Consider the following 18,540-nt stretch of genomic DNA (forward strand, 5'->3'; position numbering starts at 1 on the left):
CGGGGCCTCAGCTCTTCGCGGCGGCCCGGTACGCCTTGGCCGCGTCGGCCTCCAGCCGCGCCTGCGCCCCGGCGACGTCCTTCGGGTTCTTCAGGAAGTCCTGGAGCGCCTTCCACTCGCCCTTGCCCGGGGTCCCGCCGAACGACTGCGGCATCTGGTCCGACATGTCGAAGCGGAAGTCGTCCCCCGCGCCGATGAGCGCCTTCGCGATCTCGCGCTGGACGTCGTTCGGATACGCGGCCGGGTCCAGGTTCTTGTTGGGGGAGAGGAAGCCGCCCTCGGCCGCCCAGATCCGCGCCGCGTCCGGGGAGGCCAGGAAGGCGAGCAGCGCCTGCGCGCCCTTGGTGTCCTTCAGCGCCACGGCTGCGTCGCCGGCCGTCACGACGGGAGCGGTTCCGCTGCCGATCACCGGGAACGGGAAGACCTTCGCGTCCGTACCGATCTTCGCCTTCGTCTGGGCGATGTTGACGGCCGCGAAGTCGCCCTCGAAGACCATCGCGCCCTTGGGCTGGTCGCCGCCCGTGAAGGTCTGGGTGACCGAGACCGGGTACTCGGTCTGCAGCGCGCCGCTGGTCCCGCCCGCGAGCAGCGCAGGTTTCCCGAACAGCTCGGCGAGCGTGGTGAGGGCAGCGGCGACGGACGGGTCGGTCCACTTGATCTCGTGCTTCGCCAGCTGGTCGTACTTGGCGGGCCCCGCCTGGGAGAGGTAGACGTTCTCGAACCAGTCGGTGAGGGTCCAGCCGTCCGCGCCGCCGACGGAGACCGGGGTGACGCCGGAGGCCGAGATCGTCTCGGCGGTGGCGAGGAACTCCTTCCACGTCTTCGGCTCGGTCGCGCCCGCGTTCTCGAAGACCGCGGTGTTGTACCAGACCAGGGACTTGTTGGCGGCCTTGAAGTAGACGCCGTACTGGGTGCCGTGGACCGCGCCGAGCCGCTGCCAGCCGGGCGAGTAGTTCGCGGCGAGCTGGGCCTTGGTCTCGGGGCCGACCGGCTTCAGCCACTTCTGGGCAGCGGCCTGCTGGATCGCGCCGACCTGCGGGAGCATCGCCACGTCGGGCGGCGAGCCGCCGGCGATCTTCGTCCCGAGGAAGTTCACGATCGGGTCCTGGGCGGGCACGAACGTGACGGTCGCGCCGGTGCGCTTCTCGAACTCCTTGAGGACCTTGGTGAAGTTCTCCTGCTCCGGGCCCGTCCAGACGGCGGCGACCTCGATCTTCTCGCCCTTGAGGGAGGTGCCGGTGGTGGCGTCCCCCGGTCCTGGGCGTGCCTCGCCGTCGCCGCCCCCGCCGCAGGCCGCGAGAGCCAGTGCGGTGAGCGCCGTGAGCGCCGTCGTGGTCACCGTGGCCTTGCGTGGACGAAGAGTTGTACGCATCGCTGCCCCGTCTCTCCCGTGCGCTTCGCTGTCCCGTGCCGACAGGTCTACGCCGGATGCCGGAGCCCCCGCAATACCGCCTCCCGTGTCACGAGGGCGATCGTGACGCCCTCGTGACGTGCCGTCAGTTGACGGGTCGGCTGCCTTGGCGGCGTCTCGGGGGCTCTCCTGACGGCTCTTTCGGTGGCTGCTCGCCGGCCGACTCGGCGGCTGCTTCGTCAGGCGCGCGTGGCGGGGGCGAGCGGCGGTATCGGCGTCGCCTCGACCGAACGGGCCGCCCGGTCCAGGGCGCTCGCGAGGAGGGCCAGGTCCGTCGGGCCGTTGCCCAGCTCGCGGACCGGGCGACGGGTGGGCGGGTCGCCCATCCGCTCCCACTCCAGCGGGACGACGACCGGACGGAGCGTGGCCGTCCGCGGGATGCGGCCGGTCACGCGGCCCGCCTGGAACGGGGTCACACGGCCGTCCGGATGGCCGAGCCTGCCCCGCCCGGCGGCCGGCACGTCCGGGCCCGCCGCCACCGGGGGCGCGTCGAGCACGATCCGCAGCCGGGCCCCGTGGGCCAGCTCCGTGTCGGCCGTGCGGTCCGGGCGCGACGAGGTCGCGACGAGGTGGACGCCGAGCCGCTCGCCGTGCCGGGCGACGGCCTCCAGGGCCCGTACGACGGACCCGGCGGCCGGGCGGCCGGAGGCTCCGAGCGCGGGGGCGACCAGGGCGTCGAAGTCGTCGACGAGGACGACGAGCCGCGGCAGCGGCCCGGCTCCCGCCGCCCGCGCGGAGCCGGAATCCCCGACGGCGGGCCGCGGAATCCGCGCGCCCGCCTGCTCGGCCGCCCCGGGCTGCTCGCCGGCGGGGTGGGGTACACGTCCGCTCGGGTGGTCGGCGAGGTCGCCGTCGCCCGTGCGGAGGGTCCGGCTGCTCGGCCGGTCGTCCAGCGACCCGGCCTCGCGCCGGGGCAGCCGCCCGCTGGGCGTGTCGGCCAGGAACCCGTCTCCGGCCAGGGCCCGGGCCCGGGAACCGGCCCGGTCACCGACCTCACCGGCACCGGGGTACGGCACCCGCCCGCTCGGGCGGTCACCGAGGTCCCCGGAGCCCGCTCGGGACACGCGCCCGCTGGATCGGCCGTTCAGGTCGTCCGCGCCCGGGTACGGCACCCGCCCGCTCGGGCGGTCACCGAGGTCCCCGGAGCCCGCTCGGGACACGCGTCCGCTGGATCGTCCGTTCAGGTCGTCGGCGCCGGGGCGGAGCGGGTCGGTGTCGTCGCCGACGCGGAGGGTGCGTCCGCTGGGGCGGCCGCCGAGGTCGTCGGCGCCCGGGTACGGCACGCGCGCGCTGGAGCGGCCGTTCACGTCGTCCGCGCCCGAATACGTGATCCTGCCGCTCGGGCGGCCGCCGAGGTCGCCCTCGGGGGTGCGGGTGCCGTACGCGCTCGGCAGGGAGCCGATCGTGCCGTCGCCCGTGCGCAGGGTGCGGCCGCTCGGCCGTTCCGGCACCTCGCCCGGGTCGGACACGCGGACCGTCGCGCGGGCGCCCTGCGGCACCGATTCCGCCGCGCTCGGGGACCGTTGGCCGATGAGCCGGTCGGCGGCGGTGTGCGTGGCACGGGACCCGCGCCGGTCGGCGAAGTGGCCGTCGCCCAGGAGCTCCGCCCGGCGCTTCAGCTCGGCGCCGAGCGCCTGCGCGAACTCCCGCATCCGCACCGGGTCGGAGGCGACGAGGTGCTCGGTGACGTGCGGCAGCTCCGTACAGACCGCGAGGCCTTCGCCGCGGTCGCCGCCCGCCCCGTCCACGAGGAGGAGGCCCAGTCGGTCCGGGCGCCCGCCCGCGGCGAGCGAGGCGGCGATCGAGCGGAGCAGCTCCGTCCGGCCGCTGCCCGCGGGGCCCTCGATCAGCAGGTGCGGGCCCTCCTGGGTGAGGTCCACCGACAGCGGGCCGCGCGGACCCGCGCCGAGCACGGCCGTCCCGTCCCCGGCGGAGGCCCAGCGGGCCAGCAGCGAGGCGGGGGTCGCCCGGGCGAGGCCCAGCTCGTCGAGGAGGCGCGCCGACGGGGGCAGCGCGGCGGCCCGGCCGTGCGGCGCCGCCGCCGTCTCCGTACGCAGCGGGGCGAGGGCCCGGCCGAACCGGTCGGCCCAGGCGACGGAGACCGCGTCGACCACACCGACGGTGCCGTGGCCCGCGACCCTTCCGCCGGAGGTGCGGACCAGGCGCAGCGCCGTCGCCACGTCGCCGCTCAGGAGCGCGGCGGCCCCGCACTCGCGGAAGGCGAGGGAGGCGGTGCAGGCGGCCTCGTAGGTGGCGGCGACGGGTGACTCCGGGGTGGCGGAGGGCGCCTCGGCGAGGCACAGGAGGTGGATGCCCGCCGCCGCTCCGGCGCCCGCGAGTCGCGCGACCGTCTCCCGCAGCGCGGCGGAACCGGGGTCGCCGTCGACGATCACGACCGTCGCCGGCCCCGTGTGGCCCGCGGCCGCCTCGGCGACGGACGCGCGGTCGGCGCTGGGCCAGCCGGGCCCGAGGGGGCCGTCGTCGAGCCGTCGGGTCAGTTCGGTCGTCCGGGCGTGGGCCTGCTCGCGGTCGTACGCCAGGAGCAGGCGGCAGTCCTGGCCGTGGGCCGGGCGGACGTGCGGGAGCCAGCCGAGCCAGCCCCAGGCGCGGCGCCGCTCCTCCAGGGAGCGGTTCCGGTCGGCGCTGATCAGCACGATCTCCAGATCGGCGGGGGAGTGCAGGGCGGCGAGCTGGGCCACGACCGAGCGGGCCAGCCCGGCGAGCCGGTCGGCGGGGCCGGCGAGACCGAGCGAACCGGTCTCGCGCAGTCCGACGGTGACCGGCACCCCGGAGAGCTCGGCGCGCTCGGTCGTGCCGAGCCGGACCACCAGGGACTCGGCGTGGTCCTGGGCCCGCTCCCAGAGGCGGGGGCCCGGGCCGAGGGCGGTCAGCAGGACGGTGGCCGGGTCGGGCCAGGTGTCCGCGACAGGCCCTGGTCCGGGTCCGAGGCCGGAGCCCGCCACGGAGCCGGGCCCGGTGGCCGCGTCCCGTCCGCCGTGGCCCGTGCGGGCACCGCCCAGGGCGTCGGCGGGGGTGCCTGCGTGGGTGTCCGGGGAGGTCCTGGGGCCACCGTCAGGGGCCGGGAGCTCCTCGCGCCCGCCCGTGAGGCGACGGGCCCACGCGCCGAGCCCGCGCTTCCCGCCCGTGCGGCCGGGTGCCGGGGCGGGTGCGGCGCCCTGGGGGCGGGTCCGGCGGGTCCTGCTGTGGGCCTCGGCGTCGGCGTGGTCCGGGGCGGCGCCCTCGGACTCCTCCACGCGCGCGTGGCCGGAGGCGGAGGGGCGGTCGCCGTAGGGCTCGGGGGCGTACGGCTGCGCGTACGGATCCACGTACCCGTCATCGGGCCGGGCGTCCTGGGACGTGCGGTCCGGGGCGGCGGAGAGGTCGTACGAGACACCGCGCGCGCCCCCGTGCGTGGCGTCGGCCGCGGTGCGTCCCGGGGGCCCGGAGGGCGCCGGCGTCCTGGTCGACGGTCCGGCCGTCCCGCGCGCCACGCGCAGGTGGCCCTCACCGTCGGGGGCCGTCGCCACCGCCTCCACACCGCCGGGCTCGTCGCCGGGGCCGGTCAGGCGGAGGGCGGACTCGCCGAGGCGCAGCAGGGAGCCGGGGCGGAGCCGGACCGGGCGGTCGCCGACCGGCACGCCGTCGAGCGTCGTCCCGTTCGTCGAGCCCTGGTCGGAGACCGTCACGCGGCCGTCGTCGCCGACGGTCACGGTGCAGTGCGCGCGCGAGACGTCCGGGTCGTCGAGCGGCACGTCGGCGTCGACGGAGCGGCCGATTCTGATCGGCCCGCCGTGCAGCAGGTGCACCCCGCCCGCGTCCGGTCCCGCGACCACGTGGAGCCGGACGGACGCGGTCTCGCCGACCCGCTCGTCGGGGCCGGGGACCTGGAGCGAGAGGACGGCGCCGTCGACGAGCGGGGGCTCGCCGAGCACACTGCGCCGACCGTCGAGCCGGTCCCCGCCCGCGTAGAGCACGGTCGTGCCCGAGGCGGAGGTGTCGGGGCCCGTGACGGCGGCGGCAAGACCGGAGGCGACGGCGGCGAGCGCCGTCCCGGCGGGGGCCGTGACGAGCACGTCGCAGGCGCGCGCGGCGCCGTGGCCGCCGTGGCTGCCATGGCCCGTGTGCGGCGCGAGGACGGTCAGCCGGATCTGCATCGCCGTCAGCGGTCCCTTCTGCGCGTGATGCCCGGCAGGGGGACCGCCCTGTGTGACTCCCCCCACCCGGCACGGACGCGTCGTCCGGTACAGGTCGGCACGGCGCGGGGGGCTCCCGACCCCACCGATGCGACGTGCTGTAGGCATCCTCGCACCTGCCACCGACAACCCGCCCCCGGGTCGGCCACAAGTGATCTTGAATGGTCGGCTGTGGTCCAAAAAGTGCCTGGTTGGGCATGCCTCAGGAGCATGCCGGGCAACCGTCGCGCCTCGCGGAGCGTCTTCTTCCGGACAAACTCCGGACGATCTCCGCCTGTGGACGACCGGCCTGTGACCCGTTCGGCGGCACTAAAGTGGGTCCGACACCCGGACGGGTCACAACAGAGAACAGGGACCCCGGGGACCATCACGAGACCACCCCAGGACCACGATCAGCAGGGAGCGCGTGACGTGCGGCCTATCGGCAGCAAGTACCTGCTCGAGGAGCCGCTCGGACGCGGCGCCACGGGCACCGTCTGGCGAGCCCGCCAGCGGGAGACGGCGGGCGCCGAGGCGGCCGTGCCCGGCCAGCCCGGCGAGACCGTCGCGATCAAGGTCCTGAAGGAGGAGCTGGCCAACGACGCGGACATCGTGATGCGCTTCCTGCGCGAGCGGTCCGTGCTCCTCCGGCTCACCCATCCGAACATCGTGCGCACCCGCGACCTGGTCGTCGAGGGCGATGTGCTCGCGCTCGTCATGGATCTCGTCGAGGGCCCCGACCTGCACCGGTACATCAGGGAGAGCGGACCGCTCACCCCGGTCGCCGCGTCCCTCCTGACGGCCCAGATCGCCGACGCGCTCGCCGCCAGCCACGCCGACGGCGTCGTCCACCGCGACCTCAAGCCGGCCAACGTCCTGCTCGCCGAGCAGGGCGGCCAGATGCACCCGATGCTCACCGACTTCGGCATCGCGCGGCTCGCGGACTCCCCGGGCCTGACCCGGACGCACGAGTTCGTCGGCACGCCCGCGTACGTGGCGCCCGAGTCCGCCGAGGGGCGCCCGCAGACCTCCGCCGTCGACATCTACGGCGCGGGCATCCTGCTGTACGAGCTGGTCACCGGCCGGCCCCCGTTCGCGGGCGGCACCGCCCTAGAGGTCCTCCACCGGCACCTCAGCGAAGAGCCGCGCCGCCCCTCGACCGTGCCCGGCCCGCTGTGGACGGTCATAGAGCGCTGCCTCAGCAAGGACCCGGAGCGGCGGCCGAGCGCGGTGAACCTCGCGCGCGGTCTGCGCGCGGTCGCCGCCGGCATCGGCGTGCACTCCACGCCCGCCCAGATCGAGGCGGCGGACGGGGTCGGGGCGCTCCTCGCCCCCGACCCGACGCCCGCGCCGGTCCCCGAGACCCCGGGGGTCGACCCGGCCGGGGCCACCCAGGTGCTGCCCAGCACCGGCGCCGGGGCCCCGTCGCACTACGACCCGGCCGCCGCGACCAGCGTGATGCCGACCAGCGGCCCCGCGGGCGTCGCCGACCCGACGGCCGTCATGCCGCCCGTGCCGTCCCAGCCGCCGCAGTCCGAGGACCCGCACCCCTGGCAGAGCCAGCTGCGCGCGGCCCGCGACCGCAACGAGCAGACGCAGGTGCAGTACCTCGACCCGAGCGAGGACCCGCTGCGCCGCCGCCCGCAGCGCCCGCAGCAGCAACCGGGCCAGCAGGGCCAGTACGGCCAGCAGGGCCCGGGCCAGGGCCAGTACGGCCAGCAGGGGCAGCCCGGTCAGTACGGCCAGCAGCGGCCCCCGCAGCACCAACCGCAGCGTCCCGCGCCGCAGCAGTACCAGCAGCAGCACCAGCCACAGCAGTACGCGCCCCCGCCGCCGCCCCAGCAGCAGTACACGCCGCCGCAGCCGCCGCCCCAGGCGCCCGCGCCGCGCGAGCCGCGTCCGCCGCGCCAGCGGAGCGCGAACCCGATGAGGATCCCCGGCCTCGGCTGCCTCAAGGGCTGCCTGTTCACGATCGTCCTGTTCGTGGTCGCGGGCTGGCTCATCTGGGAGCTGACCCCGCTCCAGGGCTGGATCGCCGAGGGCAAGGGCTACTGGGAGGCCATCGGCGACGGCATCTCGAAGGTCACCGACTGGATCTCCACGATCGGCGAGGCCACCGGCTCCGGGGGTACTACCGGCGGTACGGGGCAGTAATACTGCCGATTTATCGACTTCCGAAGGGTGATTTCCCTTCGGAAGTGACGACCAGCGGCTGCGGACGCGTAGCTTTGACGCGAACCGCAGCCGCTGAGGGAGCAGTCTTGGCACGGAACATCGGCAGCCGCTACACCACCCACCAGATCCTCGGGCGGGGCAGCGCCGGAACGGTGTGGCTCGGCGAGGGCCCCGAAGGGCCCGTCGCCGTCAAACTGCTGCGCGAGGACCTGGCCTCCGACCAGGAGCTCGTCGGCCGCTTCGTCCAGGAGCGCACCGCCCTGCTCGGGCTCGACCACCCCCGGGTGGTCAAGGTCCGCGACCTCGTCGTCGACGGCAACGACCTCGCCCTGGTCATGGACCTCGTGCGCGGCACCGACCTGCGCACCCGCCTGGACCGGGAACGGCGGCTCGCCCCCGAGGCCGCCGTCGCGATCACCGCCGACGTCGCCGACGCCCTGGCCGCCGCGCACGCCGCCGGGGTCGTCCACCGCGACGTCAAGCCCGAGAACATCCTGCTCGACATGGAGGGCCCGCTCGGCCCGGCCGGCGCCCACCCCGCCCTCCTCACCGACTTCGGCGTCGCCAAGCTGATCGACACCCCCGGCCGCACCAAGGCCACCCGCATCATCGGCACCCCCGACTACCTCGCCCCCGAGATCGTCGAGGGCCTCCCGCCGCGCGCCGCCGTCGACATCTACGCCCTCGCCACCGTCCTGTACGAGCTGCTCGCCGGCTTCACGCCCTTCGGCGGCGGCCACCCCGGCGCGGTCCTGCGCCGGCACGTCACCGAGACCGTCGTCCCGCTCCCCGGCATCCCCGAGGAGCTGTGGCAGCTGATCGTGCAGTGCCTGGCGAAGGCCCCCGCCTCCCGGCTGCGCGCCTCCGAGCTCGCCGCCCGCCTCAAGGACGTCCTGCCGCTCCTCAAGGGCATCCCGCCGCTGGACGTGGACGAGCCCGACTCGGACCCGGCCGCGGCGGCCGCGCAGGCGTCGGAGCAGTACGAGGAGGACGCGTACGCCACCGGTCCGGGCTCCGGTGAGCCCGGACCGCGCCGCGCCGCCGTCCCGCTCGTGCCCGGCGCCTCCGCCGACTCCAACCGCGACACCCACACCTCCATGCGGGTCCCGGCCCCCGACGAGCTCTCCGGCGGCCCCCTCGGCACCGCCCGGGCTCCCCGCTCGGCGGGCGCCCCGCGCCCCGGCTCGGCCCGTCACAAGGCAGGCGTGGTCCGCAAGCGCAGGATCACCCTCGCCGTCGCGGCGGTCGTGGTCGCCGGAGCGCTCGGCGCCGCCGGCTACCTGGTGGCCTCCGGGGACGAGGACGCGCCGCCGCAGGACTCGAAGCAGTCGTCCCAGCCTTAGGGCCTGCCGGCCGTGGCGGTCCGCCGCCCGTCACGGCAGCCCTCCCGGAGGCCGGGAGATCGGCCGTGACGGGCAAAGGTTCGGCTCCAGGCCCGGAGCCGTTACGCTGGACGCGTGGCAGTCGTCGATGTATCCGAAGAGCTGAAGTCCCTCTCCTCGACCATGGGGTCGATCGAGGCCGTCCTGGACCTCGAGAAGCTGAGGGCCGACATCGCCGTGCTCGAAGAGCAGGCCGCGGCCCCGTCCCTGTGGGACGACCCGGAGGCGGCGCAGAAGATCACGAGCAAGCTTTCGCACCTCCAGGCGGAGGTCCGCAAGGCCGAGACCCTGCGCGGGCGGATCGACGACCTCGGGGTGCTCTTCGAGCTCGCCGAGGAGATGGACGACCCGGACACCCTCGCCGAGGCCGAGACGGAGCTCACCTCCGTCCGCAAGGCCCTCGACGAGATGGAGGTCCGCACGCTCCTCTCCGGCGAGTACGACGAGCGCGAGGCCCTGGTCAACATCCGTGCGGAGGCCGGCGGCGTCGACGCCTCCGACTTCGCCGAGCGGCTCCAGCGCATGTACCTGCGCTGGGCGGAGCGTCACGGCTACGCGACGGAGATCTACGAGACCTCGTACGCGGAAGAGGCCGGCATCAAGTCGACCACCTTCGTGGTGAAGTCGCCTTACGCCTACGGCACGCTCTCCGTCGAGCAGGGCACCCACCGCCTGGTCCGCATCTCGCCCTTCGACAACCAGGGCCGCCGTCAGACGTCCTTCGCGGGCGTCGAGGTCCTCCCGGTCGTGGAGTCCTCCGACCACGTCGAGATCGAAGAGTCCGACCTGCGCGTCGACGTCTACCGCGCCTCGGGCCCCGGCGGCCAGGGCGTCAACACCACCGACTCGGCGGTGCGCATCACGCACCTCCCGACCGGCATCGTGGTCTCCTGCCAGAACGAGCGCTCGCAGATCCAGAACAAGGCGAGCGCGATGAACGTCCTCCAGGCCAAGCTCCTGGAGCGTCAGCGCCAGGAGGAGCGCGCGAGGATGGACGCGCTCAAGGACAGCGGCAGCTCCTGGGGCAACCAGATGCGCTCGTACGTCCTCCACCCGTACCAGATGGTCAAGGACCTCCGGACGGAGTTCGAGGTCGGCAACCCGCAGTCGGTCCTGGACGGCGAGATCGACGGCTTCCTGGAGGCCGGTATCCGCTGGCGCAAGCAGCAGGACAAGTAGCCCTCCCGGCTGACCCGTTCAGCCGTACGAGTCCGGGCCCCGCATCCACTCGGTGCGGGGCCCGGACTCGTTCGTATCGTTGCGGGATTCGCTGACGCAAGCGGAAGCGAGGCCGTCGGGGCGCTTTGTCGACAAGGGAACTGGTCCCGCAGGGCCCGGAGTTACGGGTTTACGTCACAGTTGCATCGTTCGATGCAGGGCACTTATGGATCTTTCGGGCATCGCACGCGCAACGACCTTGACGCTTCATCGGAAACTCGGAAGGGTGGCGTACTGGCATGCGTATTTCTGGGGCGCGTGCGAACGGGGGCCGGCCCAGTCGTGACGCCGCCCCTGCTGCGCGGGGCCCCGAGCGCTGCCCCATGACGAGTTTGAGCTACTGGGGGTAGCAACCAGATGACGAAGAAGACGCGAGTGCGCTTCGCGCGCATCGCCGCCGGCGCGATGATCGCCGCCGGAGCCTCGCTGACCGCGGCCGGTGCCGCCCAGGCCTTCGACACGCCGGACGACCCGCCGCCGACGACCTGCATCCCGGGCACGGTCGGCTGCCCGGACCCGGAGCCGACGGACCCGGTTCCGACGGACGACCCGGACCCGACGGACCCGGTTCCGACGGACGACCCGGACCCGACGGACCCGGTTCCGACGGACGACCCGGACCCGACGGACCCGGTTCCGACGGACGACCCGGACCCGACGGACCCGGTTCCGACGGACGACCCGGACCCGACGGACCCGGTTCCGACGGACGACCCGGACCCGACGGACCCGGTTCCGACCGATGACCCGGACCCGACGGACCCGGTTCCGACGGACGACCCGGACCCGACGAACCCCGGCGGTTCGAACGGCTCCACGGGTAACTCCGGCAGCAACGGCAACTCCGGCAGCACCGGTAACAACAACGGCAACTCCGGCAGCACCGGCGACAATGGTGACTCCGGCAGCACCGGCAGCACGGGCAGCACCGGCACCGAGGAGAACGGCTCCGGCTCGACCGGCTCCGGCTCCACCGGCTCCGGCGACGCCGGCACCTGCACCGTCGACCTCGACGGCGCCGAGTGCGTGGACTCCGGCAACAGCAACACCGACACCAACAACGCCGGCTCGCAGCCCGTGCAGCAGGGTCAGGCGAAGGAGGAGCTCGCCGAGACCGGTGCGGCCGAGACCTCGTTCCTGATCATCGGCGCCGCGACCATGATCGCCGGTGGCATCGGCTTCCGTATGCTGCCGCGTCTCGTCGCCGGTGGCGGCAACGCCGCCGTCTGACGGCACCGCGTGAACGCGTGACCGTGAACGTGAGTGCGTCCACCTGAACACGCGTCCATGACGAAGGGCCGGGGAGAGCGATCTCCCCGGCCCTTCGCTGTGCTTCCGGCTCGTGTGAGGCGTCCGTGCGGCATCCGCCCGACCCGGTCGGGCCGTCCGGGGGCGCCGACGGAGGTGACGACACCCCCTAGGCCGCCTGGACCGCCGCGAGCAGCGCGATCGCGGCCAACAGGGCGATCGCCAGCGTCAGCAGCATCGCGGGGGTCAGGCCCTGAGGGGTCAGACGCTCCCGGTTCGCGCGGCAGACGGGGCAGCGGCCCTCGGCGACCGGGGCCGCGCAGTTGGCGCACACCAGTCGGTCATAGGTCATGCGCTCTCCTCCTCCCGCACAGGGATCCACACCAGGACAACGCCCGGAGGGGCCCGGACGTTCCCCCTACCACTCTGCCAGCTCCGGGGCGTTTCGGCGCGCCCCACCGGATTGCCCGCCTTCCGCCCGAAAGGGCGAAAAGGATAAAGCGCACAAGCCAGGAGCGCGACTGCGCGGGCCTTCCCCGTTCGCGTAAGGTCACGCACACCTACTCCCGGCCGACCGTGGTGCATCCGTGATCCGATTCGACAACGTCTCCAAGTCCTATCCGAAGCAGAACCGCCCCGCGCTCCGGGATGTCTCCCTGGAGATCGAGAAGGGGGAGTTCGTCTTCCTCGTCGGTTCGTCCGGCTCCGGAAAGTCGACTTTCCTGCGGCTGCTCCTGCGTGAGGAGCGCGCCAGCCAAGGCCAGGTGCACGTCCTCGGCAAGGACCTGGCCCGGCTCTCCAACTGGAAGGTGCCGCACATGCGGCGCCAGCTCGGCACCGTCTTCCAGGACTTCCGCCTGCTCCCCAACAAGACCGTCGCCGAGAACGTGGCCTTCGCCCAGGAGGTCATCGGCAAGCCGCGCGGCGAGATCCGCAAGGCCGTGCCGCAGGTGCTCGACCTGGTCGGGCTCGGCGGCAAGGAGGACCGGCGGCCCGGCGAGCTCTCCGGTGGTGAGCAGCAGCGCGTCGCCATCGCGCGCGCCTTCGTCAACCGGCCGATGCTGCTGATCGCCGACGAGCCCACCGGCAACCTCGACCCGCAGACCTCCGTCGGCATCATGAAGCTGCTCGACCGCATCAACAGGACAGGGACCACCGTCGTCATGGCGACCCACGACCAGAACATCGTCGACCAGATGCGCAAGCGCGTCATAGAGCTCGAGCAGGGCCGGCTCGTCCGCGACCAGGCGCGCGGCGTCTACGGATACCAGCACTGAGCAGGTAGGGGACACAACACACCATGCGCGCTCAGTTCGTGCTCTCCGAGATCGGCGTCGGTCTCCGGCGCAATCTCACGATGACCTTCGCCGTCATCATCTCCGTGGCGCTCTCGCTCGCCCTCTTCGGCGGCGCCCTGCTCATGCGCGAGCAGGTCAGCACGATGAAGGACTTCTGGTACGACAAGGTCAACGTCTCCATCTTCCTCTGCAACAAGGCGGACGCGGCCGACGGGACCAAGTGCCCCAAGGGTGCGGTCACTGCGCAGCAGAAGGAGCAGATCAAGTCCGACCTGGAGGACATGACCATCGTCGAGTCCGTCTTCTACGAGTCGACCGACGAGGCGTTCAAGCGGTACAAGGAGGAGTACGGCGACACCGCCATCGCCTCCGTCATCACGCCGGACCAGATGCAGGAGTCGTTCCGGGTCAAGCTCAAGGACCCGGAGAAGTACCAGGTGGTCGCCACGGCCTTCGCCGGCCGTGACGGGATCGAGTCGGTCCAGGACCAGCGGGACACCCTGCAGAACCTCTTCGACCTGATGAACGGCATGAACGTCGCCGCCCTCTGCGTCATGGGCCTGATGCTGGTCATCGCACTGATGCTGATCGTCAACACCGTCCGCGTCTCGGCCTTCAGCCGCCGCCGCGAGACGGGCATCATGAGACTCGTCGGAGCGTCCAGCTTCTACATCCAGATGCCGTTCATCATGGAGGCCGCCTTCGCCGGGCTCCTCGGCGGCGGCGTCGCCTGCGTGCTCCTGCTCGTCGGCCGGTACTTCCTCATCGACCACGGCGTGGCGCTCGCCGAGAAGATGCAGCTGGTCCAATTCATCGGCTGGGACGCCGTCTTCGCCATGCTGCCGCTCATGCTCGCCATCAGTCTGCTCATGCCGGCCGGTGCTGCCTTCATCGCGCTGCGCAAGTACCTGAAGGTGTGAGAAGAGACCCCTGACAGCGAATGGCGTCGTGCGGGCAAAGCCCGTGCGGCGCCATTCCCTTGTCCTAGAGTGGGCGCCATGTCGGCCGGCACCGATCGCCATTTCTGTATCCGGCCCCGCGGAGTGCTCCGTGGGGCCGTTCTGACGTTGGTCTTCACCGGTGTCCTCGCCACCGCCGCCGCCACGGGCTCCCTGCCCCGCCGCGACGCCGCGGGCGCGGAGTCGCCGGACGCCGCCCGTACGGCCACGGTGGACCGCGCCGCCCTGAACCGGGCCGCCGCCGCGGCCATGGCCGACGGGAAGTCGGGCAAGCAGGCCGCCGAGGAGTTCGTCAGCCGCAGCGGTGACCGCTGGGGCGCGGTGTACGACAAGAAGGAGTACGCCGAATTCGAGCAGGCCCTCGACGGCACCTACACGGGCGTCGGCCTCTCCGCCGGCCGGGCCGCCGGGGACAGGGTCCAGGTGACCCGGGTCCAGGCGGGCGGCCCCGCCGAGCGGGCCGGGCTCCGGGCCGGCGACCGGCTCGTCTCCGTCGACGGACGCCCGGTCGGCGGGCTCTCCGTCTCCGAGGTCGTCTCCCTGCTGCGCGGCGACGGCGTCCCCGGGTCGGCCGTCGTCCTCCGGGTCGAGCGCGGCCGGTCCGTCTGGACCGAGACCCTGCTCAGGGCCCGGGTCGCGACGGACCCGGTGACCGTCCGCCGCCTCGACGACGGGGCCGTCCTGATCAAGGTGGTCGCCTTCACCAAGGGCGTGGGCGCGCGCGTACGGGACGCGGTACGGGAGGCACCCACCGGCGCCGGAGTCCTCCTGGACCTGCGGGGCAACTCCGGCGGCCTGGTCGCGGAGGCCGCCGTGGCCGCCTCCGCCTTCCTCGACGGCGGCCTGGTCGCCACCTATGACGTCGAGGGCGAGCAGCGGGCCGTGTACGCGGAGGGGGGCGGCGACACCGGCCGGCCCCTGGTCGCGCTGATCGACGGCGGCACGATGAGCGCGGCCGAGCTGCTCACCGGCGCCCTCCAGGACCGGGGCCGGGCGGTCACGGTCGGCTCGCGGACCTTCGGCAAGGGCTCGGTGCAGATGCCGAGCGCGCTGCCGGACGGTTCCGTCGCGGAGCTGACCGTCGGGCACTACCGCACGCCCGCCGGGCACGCGGTGGACGGCCGGGGCATCACCCCCGACCTGGCGGCGGCGGAGAAGGCCGAGGAGCGGGCCCGTACGGTATTGAGTGGCCTCGGAGGGGGCTCGTAGTGCGAAAATGACCGCACTATGGCAAAGGGACTCGTGAACGTGCAGGGCAAGCCTGCGAAGAAGACGACGGACAAGGCGCCCGAGCGCAAGCTGATCGCGCAGAACAAGAAGGCGCGCCACGACTACCACATCATCGACACCTACGAGTGCGGTGTCGTGCTCATGGGCACCGAGGTGAAGTCGCTGCGGATGGGCCGGGCCTCGCTGGCCGACGGCTTCGTCCAGATCGACAACCACGAGGCGTGGCTGCACAACATCCACGTCCCGGAGTACATGCAGGGCAGCTGGACCAACCACTCGGCGAAGCGCAAGCGCAAGCTGCTCCTGCACCGCGCCGAGATCGACAAGCTGGAGTCGAAGGCCTCGGAGACGGGTCACACGATCGTGCCCCTCGCGCTGTACTTCCTGGGCGGCCGGGTGAAGTGCGAGATCGCGCTCGCCAAGGGCAAGAAGGAGTACGACAAGCGCCAGACGCTCCGCGAGCAGCAGGACACGCGCGAGACCAACCGGGCCATCGCGGCGGCGAAGCGGCGGCAGCGGGCGGCCCAGGCCGCCGAGCGCGGCTAATTCGCTGGCACGGGCGCCCGTCGGTCACGTACGATGGGTCACGCACCCCACAGAGGGTGCGACCTTTGAAAAAACAACATGGGGATGATCGGTTTCGACAGCGGATGTCGAAGCAGTGGGAAGCGTGTCGAGGAAGCGGCAATGATCTCGTAAACCATATGTCGCAACCAATAATCGCCAACACCAAGAGCGATAACTCCCGCTTCGCCCTCGCTGCCTAATTTTAGGTAACGAACAGAAGCCTCTGTGAGGAGCGTCAGCCCGGGGGTGGTCCCGACCCGGATCCTGGCGTCATTTAGGGATCTAAACCTCTAGCCCCGGTCACGGGGGTTGGAGGGAAATCAAACAGTGGCTGAGCCCGTTCCGGACTTGTCTGGGTGATCCGGAGGGCTGAGAAACTCGTACCAGACTGCACACGGAGAAGCCCTGATTCCGCACCGTTGGACGCGGGTTCGATTCCCGCCATCTCCACTCATCCCATGTGGGCAGAGGCCCGGCAGTCTTCACGACTGCCGGGCCTTTGTCATGCCCGGACGCGGGGGCCCTGACCCACGCCGGTCGCCGTGCACAGGGCGAGTGCCAGGGTCGCCGCCGCTATCGGGGCGAGGAAGCCGAAGGCCGGGAAGGGGGCGTGGTCGGCGGCCCAGCCGCCGGTGGCGGAGCCTGCCGCGACGCCGGCGAGGAGCGCGGTCACCGCGAGGGTCATGCCTTCGTTGAGCTGGGACGCGGGTGTCAGACGCTGGACCAGGTTCATGCCCGTGAGCATCGTCGGGGCCGTCGCCATGCCCGCCACCAGCAGGCCGCCCGCGAGCGCGAGCAGCGAGCCGGTCATGGCCGCGAGCAGCGGCATCGCCATCAGGACGGCCAGCGCGGCCAGACAGGTGCGGAGCCGGGCGGTGCGGCGGGCGCGGCCGTAGAGGAGGCCCGCCGCGCAGGAGCCGGCGGCCTGGAGCGCGAGGACGGGGCCGGCGACGGGCCCGTCCACGAACGCCAGGGCCACCACCTCCATGGAGCCGAAGACCGCCCCGGTGGCGAGGAAGACGGTGAGGAGCGGCACCATGCCCCGGGTCCGCAGCGGAGAGCCCGCGGCGGTACGGGGCGCGATCGGCGGCTCGGTCGAGCGCTGCGCCGCGAGGAGCAGGGCGCCGCCGAGCAGGAGGGCCGCGGCCGCGAGGGTGCCGGCCTCCGGGAAGAGCATCGAGCAGAGGAACGCGGCGAGCACCGGGCCCAGCATGAAGCAGAGCTCGTCGACGGCCTGCTCGAAGGCGTTGGCGGTGTGCAGGGCGTCCGGGTCGTCCCGGAGGAGGTGCGCCCAGCGGGCCCGGGACATGCCGCCCATGTTCGGGGCGGTGGCGGTTGCGGCGACGACGAGGCAGAGCGTCCAGGCGGGGGCCTTCTCGTGGACGCAGAGGAGCAGGAGCAGTTGGCCCAGCGCCATGTACGCCGCCGCCGGGACGGCGACGCGGGCCTGGCCGCGCCGGTCGACGAGCCGGGCGATCCAGGGGGCGGCCAGGGCCCCGGAGGCCAGGCCGGTCGCGGTGACCGCACCGGCCAGCGCGTAGGAGTCGTAGCGGCCCGCGATCATGATCACGGCGCTGACGCCGAACATGCCGCTGGGCATCCGGGCGATCAGGTTTCCGGCGGTGAAGGCGCGGGTGCCGGGGAGGGCGAAGAGGCGGAGGTAGGGGTTGCGGGGAAGGGCCCGGGCGGGAGTGGGGCGGTGATCGGCGGTGCCGGGTGCGGCCCGCGGGTGTTCGTCGTAGCGCGGGGCGAGGGCCGGGCCCGCCGGGGTGAGAGTGAGGTCCTGCGGCATGGATCAAGGTTCGCGGCGGTGGTCCCCGCCGGTCCAACACCTGATCGGTGGCCATTCACGCACCTGTGTTGTTAAATGCGGCGGTGACCTCCTCGTACGACACCGACCCCCGCCTTCTGCGCGCCTTCACCGCCGTCGCCGAGGAGCTGCACTTCACCCGGGCCGCCGCCCGTCTCTACCTCGCCCAGCAGGCCCTGAGCCGGGACATCCGGCGCCTGGAGAAGGAGTTGGGCGCCGAACTCTTCGTGCGGACCACCCGGCAGGTCACCCTCACCGCCGACGGTGAACGGCTCCTCCCGTACGCGCGACGGGTGTTGGCCGCCCACGATGAACTCGCCGAGGCCTTCCGCGCCGCGCCCCGCCCTCTCCTCGTCGACCTCAACAGCCCCGGCCTCGGCCCGGAGGAAGTCCTGGCCCGGGCCCGTGAACTCGCCCCGGACCAGGAGCTGATGGCCCGCTATGAGAGCGGTCTCACCGGCGCCGTACGGGAGATCCTCGCCGGCCGGCTCGACGCCTCCTTCGGCCGGTACGGAGGGCTCGACGCCGGGCTGCGGACGCGGCTCGACTCCGTGTTCGTGCGGTACGAGCGGATGGCCGTGATCCTTCCCGACGACCACCCGCTCGCCGACCTGCCCGAGGTGCCGCTCGCCGGGCTCGCCGGGGAACGGATCTACGCGGGCGCGGGGAACGACCGCACGCCCGAGTGGACCGACCTCGCCGCGCGGCTCTTCGCCGGGCGCGGCATCGCGATCGCCCCGCCCGCGCCGCTCGCCGTCGGCAAGGAGGAGTTCGGCCGCATCATGGCCAAGCACCGCACCCCGGTCCTCGCCGTCGTCAGCTTCCCGTCCATGCCGGGCAGCGTGCTGCGCCCGCTCGTCGACCCCGTACCCCTGTCGCCCGTGAGTCTGGTGTGGCGCAAGGGGTTGCGCCATCCCGGCCTCGACGCACTGCGGGCCGCCGTCGCCGAGATCGGTGCCCGGGAGGGCTGGCGGACCCGCCCGGCGGGCTGCTGGCTGCCGGAGGGGGAGCCGGGACTGCCGGAGGGCGCTCCGGGGCCGCTCCTCCGGCCCTGAGCGCCGGAGGGCGGC

13 protein-coding genes and 1 other RNA gene are annotated in these 18,540 nt (G+C 73.3%); 10 read left to right on the top strand and 4 right to left on the bottom strand.

Annotated elements, in window-relative coordinates; translation table 11 throughout:
- Window positions 1-7 precede the first annotated feature (7 nt).
- Window positions 8-1,372 (bottom strand): ABC transporter substrate-binding protein, encoded by a 1,365-nt coding sequence (locus IE124_RS00135; protein ID WP_189503488.1) that lies wholly within the window; start codon window positions 1,370-1,372, stop codon window positions 8-10.
- 218 nt (window positions 1,373-1,590) lie between these two features.
- Window positions 1,591-5,565 carry an FHA domain-containing protein gene (locus tag IE124_RS00140; RefSeq protein WP_189503490.1) on the bottom strand — a complete coding sequence of 1,325 codons (3,975 nt, stop codon included), beginning with the start codon at window positions 5,563-5,565 and terminating at the stop codon, window positions 1,591-1,593.
- Window positions 5,566-6,015: 450 nt separating this feature from the next.
- Between IE124_RS00140 and IE124_RS00145 the strand changes: the two genes are divergently transcribed.
- The 4 genes from IE124_RS00145 to IE124_RS00160 all read left to right on the top strand — a co-directional run bounded on the left by IE124_RS00145 (window position 6,016) and on the right by IE124_RS00160 (window position 11,588).
- Window positions 6,016-7,737: a serine/threonine-protein kinase gene (locus tag IE124_RS00145; protein WP_189503492.1), complete on the top strand. Its 1,722-nt coding sequence runs from the start codon at window positions 6,016-6,018 to the stop codon at window positions 7,735-7,737.
- A 107-nt stretch (window positions 7,738-7,844) separates the two neighbouring features.
- Window positions 7,845-9,101: a serine/threonine-protein kinase gene (locus IE124_RS00150; RefSeq protein WP_189503494.1), complete on the top strand. Its 1,257-nt coding sequence runs from the start codon at window positions 7,845-7,847 to the stop codon at window positions 9,099-9,101.
- Window positions 9,102-9,215: 114 nt separating this feature from the next.
- Entirely contained in the window at window positions 9,216-10,319 is a 1,104-nt protein-coding gene (prfB, locus tag IE124_RS00155) for a peptide chain release factor 2 (protein ID WP_189503496.1), read from the top strand.
- A 396-nt stretch (window positions 10,320-10,715) separates the two neighbouring features.
- Window positions 10,716-11,588, top strand: a complete 873-nt coding sequence (locus IE124_RS00160; RefSeq protein ID WP_189503498.1) for an LPXTG cell wall anchor domain-containing protein — start codon at window positions 10,716-10,718, stop codon at window positions 11,586-11,588.
- A gap of 187 nt (window positions 11,589-11,775) precedes the next feature.
- On the opposite strand, the gene IE124_RS00165 is transcribed toward IE124_RS00160, so the two are convergent.
- Complete coding sequence (locus IE124_RS00165) at window positions 11,776-11,958, bottom strand: hypothetical protein (RefSeq protein ID WP_055643192.1); 183 nt, start codon at window positions 11,956-11,958, stop codon at window positions 11,776-11,778.
- A 235-nt stretch (window positions 11,959-12,193) separates the two neighbouring features.
- Between IE124_RS00165 and ftsE the strand changes: the two genes are divergently transcribed.
- The 5 genes from ftsE (at window position 12,194) to ssrA (ending at window position 16,113) form a co-directional block, all read left to right on the top strand.
- Window positions 12,194-12,883: a cell division ATP-binding protein FtsE gene (gene ftsE / locus IE124_RS00170; RefSeq protein ID WP_150269743.1), complete on the top strand. Its 690-nt coding sequence runs from the start codon at window positions 12,194-12,196 to the stop codon at window positions 12,881-12,883.
- A 23-nt stretch (window positions 12,884-12,906) separates the two neighbouring features.
- Window positions 12,907-13,824, top strand: coding sequence for a permease-like cell division protein FtsX (gene ftsX / locus IE124_RS00175; RefSeq protein WP_189503499.1), 918 nt, complete (start codon window positions 12,907-12,909; stop codon window positions 13,822-13,824).
- 78 nt (window positions 13,825-13,902) lie between these two features.
- A complete protein-coding gene (locus IE124_RS00180; protein WP_189503501.1) occupies window positions 13,903-15,072 on the top strand; it encodes a S41 family peptidase in 1,170 nt (389 codons plus the stop codon).
- An 18-nt stretch (window positions 15,073-15,090) separates the two neighbouring features.
- Window positions 15,091-15,639 carry an SsrA-binding protein SmpB gene (gene smpB, locus IE124_RS00185; RefSeq protein WP_229831988.1) on the top strand — a complete coding sequence of 183 codons (549 nt, stop codon included), beginning with the start codon at window positions 15,091-15,093 and terminating at the stop codon, window positions 15,637-15,639.
- An 80-nt stretch (window positions 15,640-15,719) separates the two neighbouring features.
- Window positions 15,720-16,113, top strand: a transfer-messenger RNA (tmRNA) gene (gene ssrA, locus IE124_RS00190).
- Between the two features lie 49 nt (window positions 16,114-16,162).
- On the opposite strand, the gene IE124_RS00195 is transcribed toward ssrA, so the two are convergent.
- On the bottom strand, window positions 16,163-17,452 hold the full coding sequence (locus tag IE124_RS00195) for an MFS transporter (protein ID WP_229831991.1): 1,290 nt from the start codon (window positions 17,450-17,452) through the stop codon (window positions 16,163-16,165).
- A gap of 83 nt (window positions 17,453-17,535) precedes the next feature.
- Here IE124_RS00195 and IE124_RS00200 point away from each other — a divergent pair, with 83 nt between their 5' ends.
- Window positions 17,536-18,525 carry a LysR family transcriptional regulator gene (locus IE124_RS00200; protein WP_189503503.1) on the top strand — a complete coding sequence of 330 codons (990 nt, stop codon included), beginning with the start codon at window positions 17,536-17,538 and terminating at the stop codon, window positions 18,523-18,525.
- Window positions 18,526-18,540: the final 15 nt, after the last annotated feature.

Origin of the sequence: Streptomyces narbonensis, assembly GCF_014649015.1 — a bacterium.
Lineage (GTDB): Bacteria > Actinomycetota > Actinomycetes > Streptomycetales > Streptomycetaceae > Streptomyces > Streptomyces narbonensis.

Excerpts from the sequence above, each read along its gene's own strand:
- IE124_RS00160 (WP_189503498.1), top strand. The coding sequence starts at position 10,716 with ATGACGAAGAAGACGCGAGTGCGCTTCGCGCGCATCGCCGCCGGCGCG.
- IE124_RS00180 (WP_189503501.1), top strand. The coding sequence starts at position 13,903 with ATGTCGGCCGGCACCGATCGCCATTTCTGTATCCGGCCCCGCGGAGTG.
- IE124_RS00140 (WP_189503490.1), bottom strand. The coding sequence starts at position 5,565 with ATGCAGATCCGGCTGACCGTCCTCGCGCCGCACACGGGCCATGGCAGC.
- ftsX (WP_189503499.1), top strand. The coding sequence starts at position 12,907 with ATGCGCGCTCAGTTCGTGCTCTCCGAGATCGGCGTCGGTCTCCGGCGC.
- IE124_RS00195 (WP_229831991.1), bottom strand. The coding sequence starts at position 17,452 with ATGCCGCAGGACCTCACTCTCACCCCGGCGGGCCCGGCCCTCGCCCCG.
- IE124_RS00135 (WP_189503488.1), bottom strand. The coding sequence starts at position 1,372 with ATGCGTACAACTCTTCGTCCACGCAAGGCCACGGTGACCACGACGGCG.
- smpB (WP_229831988.1), top strand. The coding sequence starts at position 15,091 with ATGGCAAAGGGACTCGTGAACGTGCAGGGCAAGCCTGCGAAGAAGACG.
- IE124_RS00165 (WP_055643192.1), bottom strand. The coding sequence starts at position 11,958 with ATGACCTATGACCGACTGGTGTGCGCCAACTGCGCGGCCCCGGTCGCC.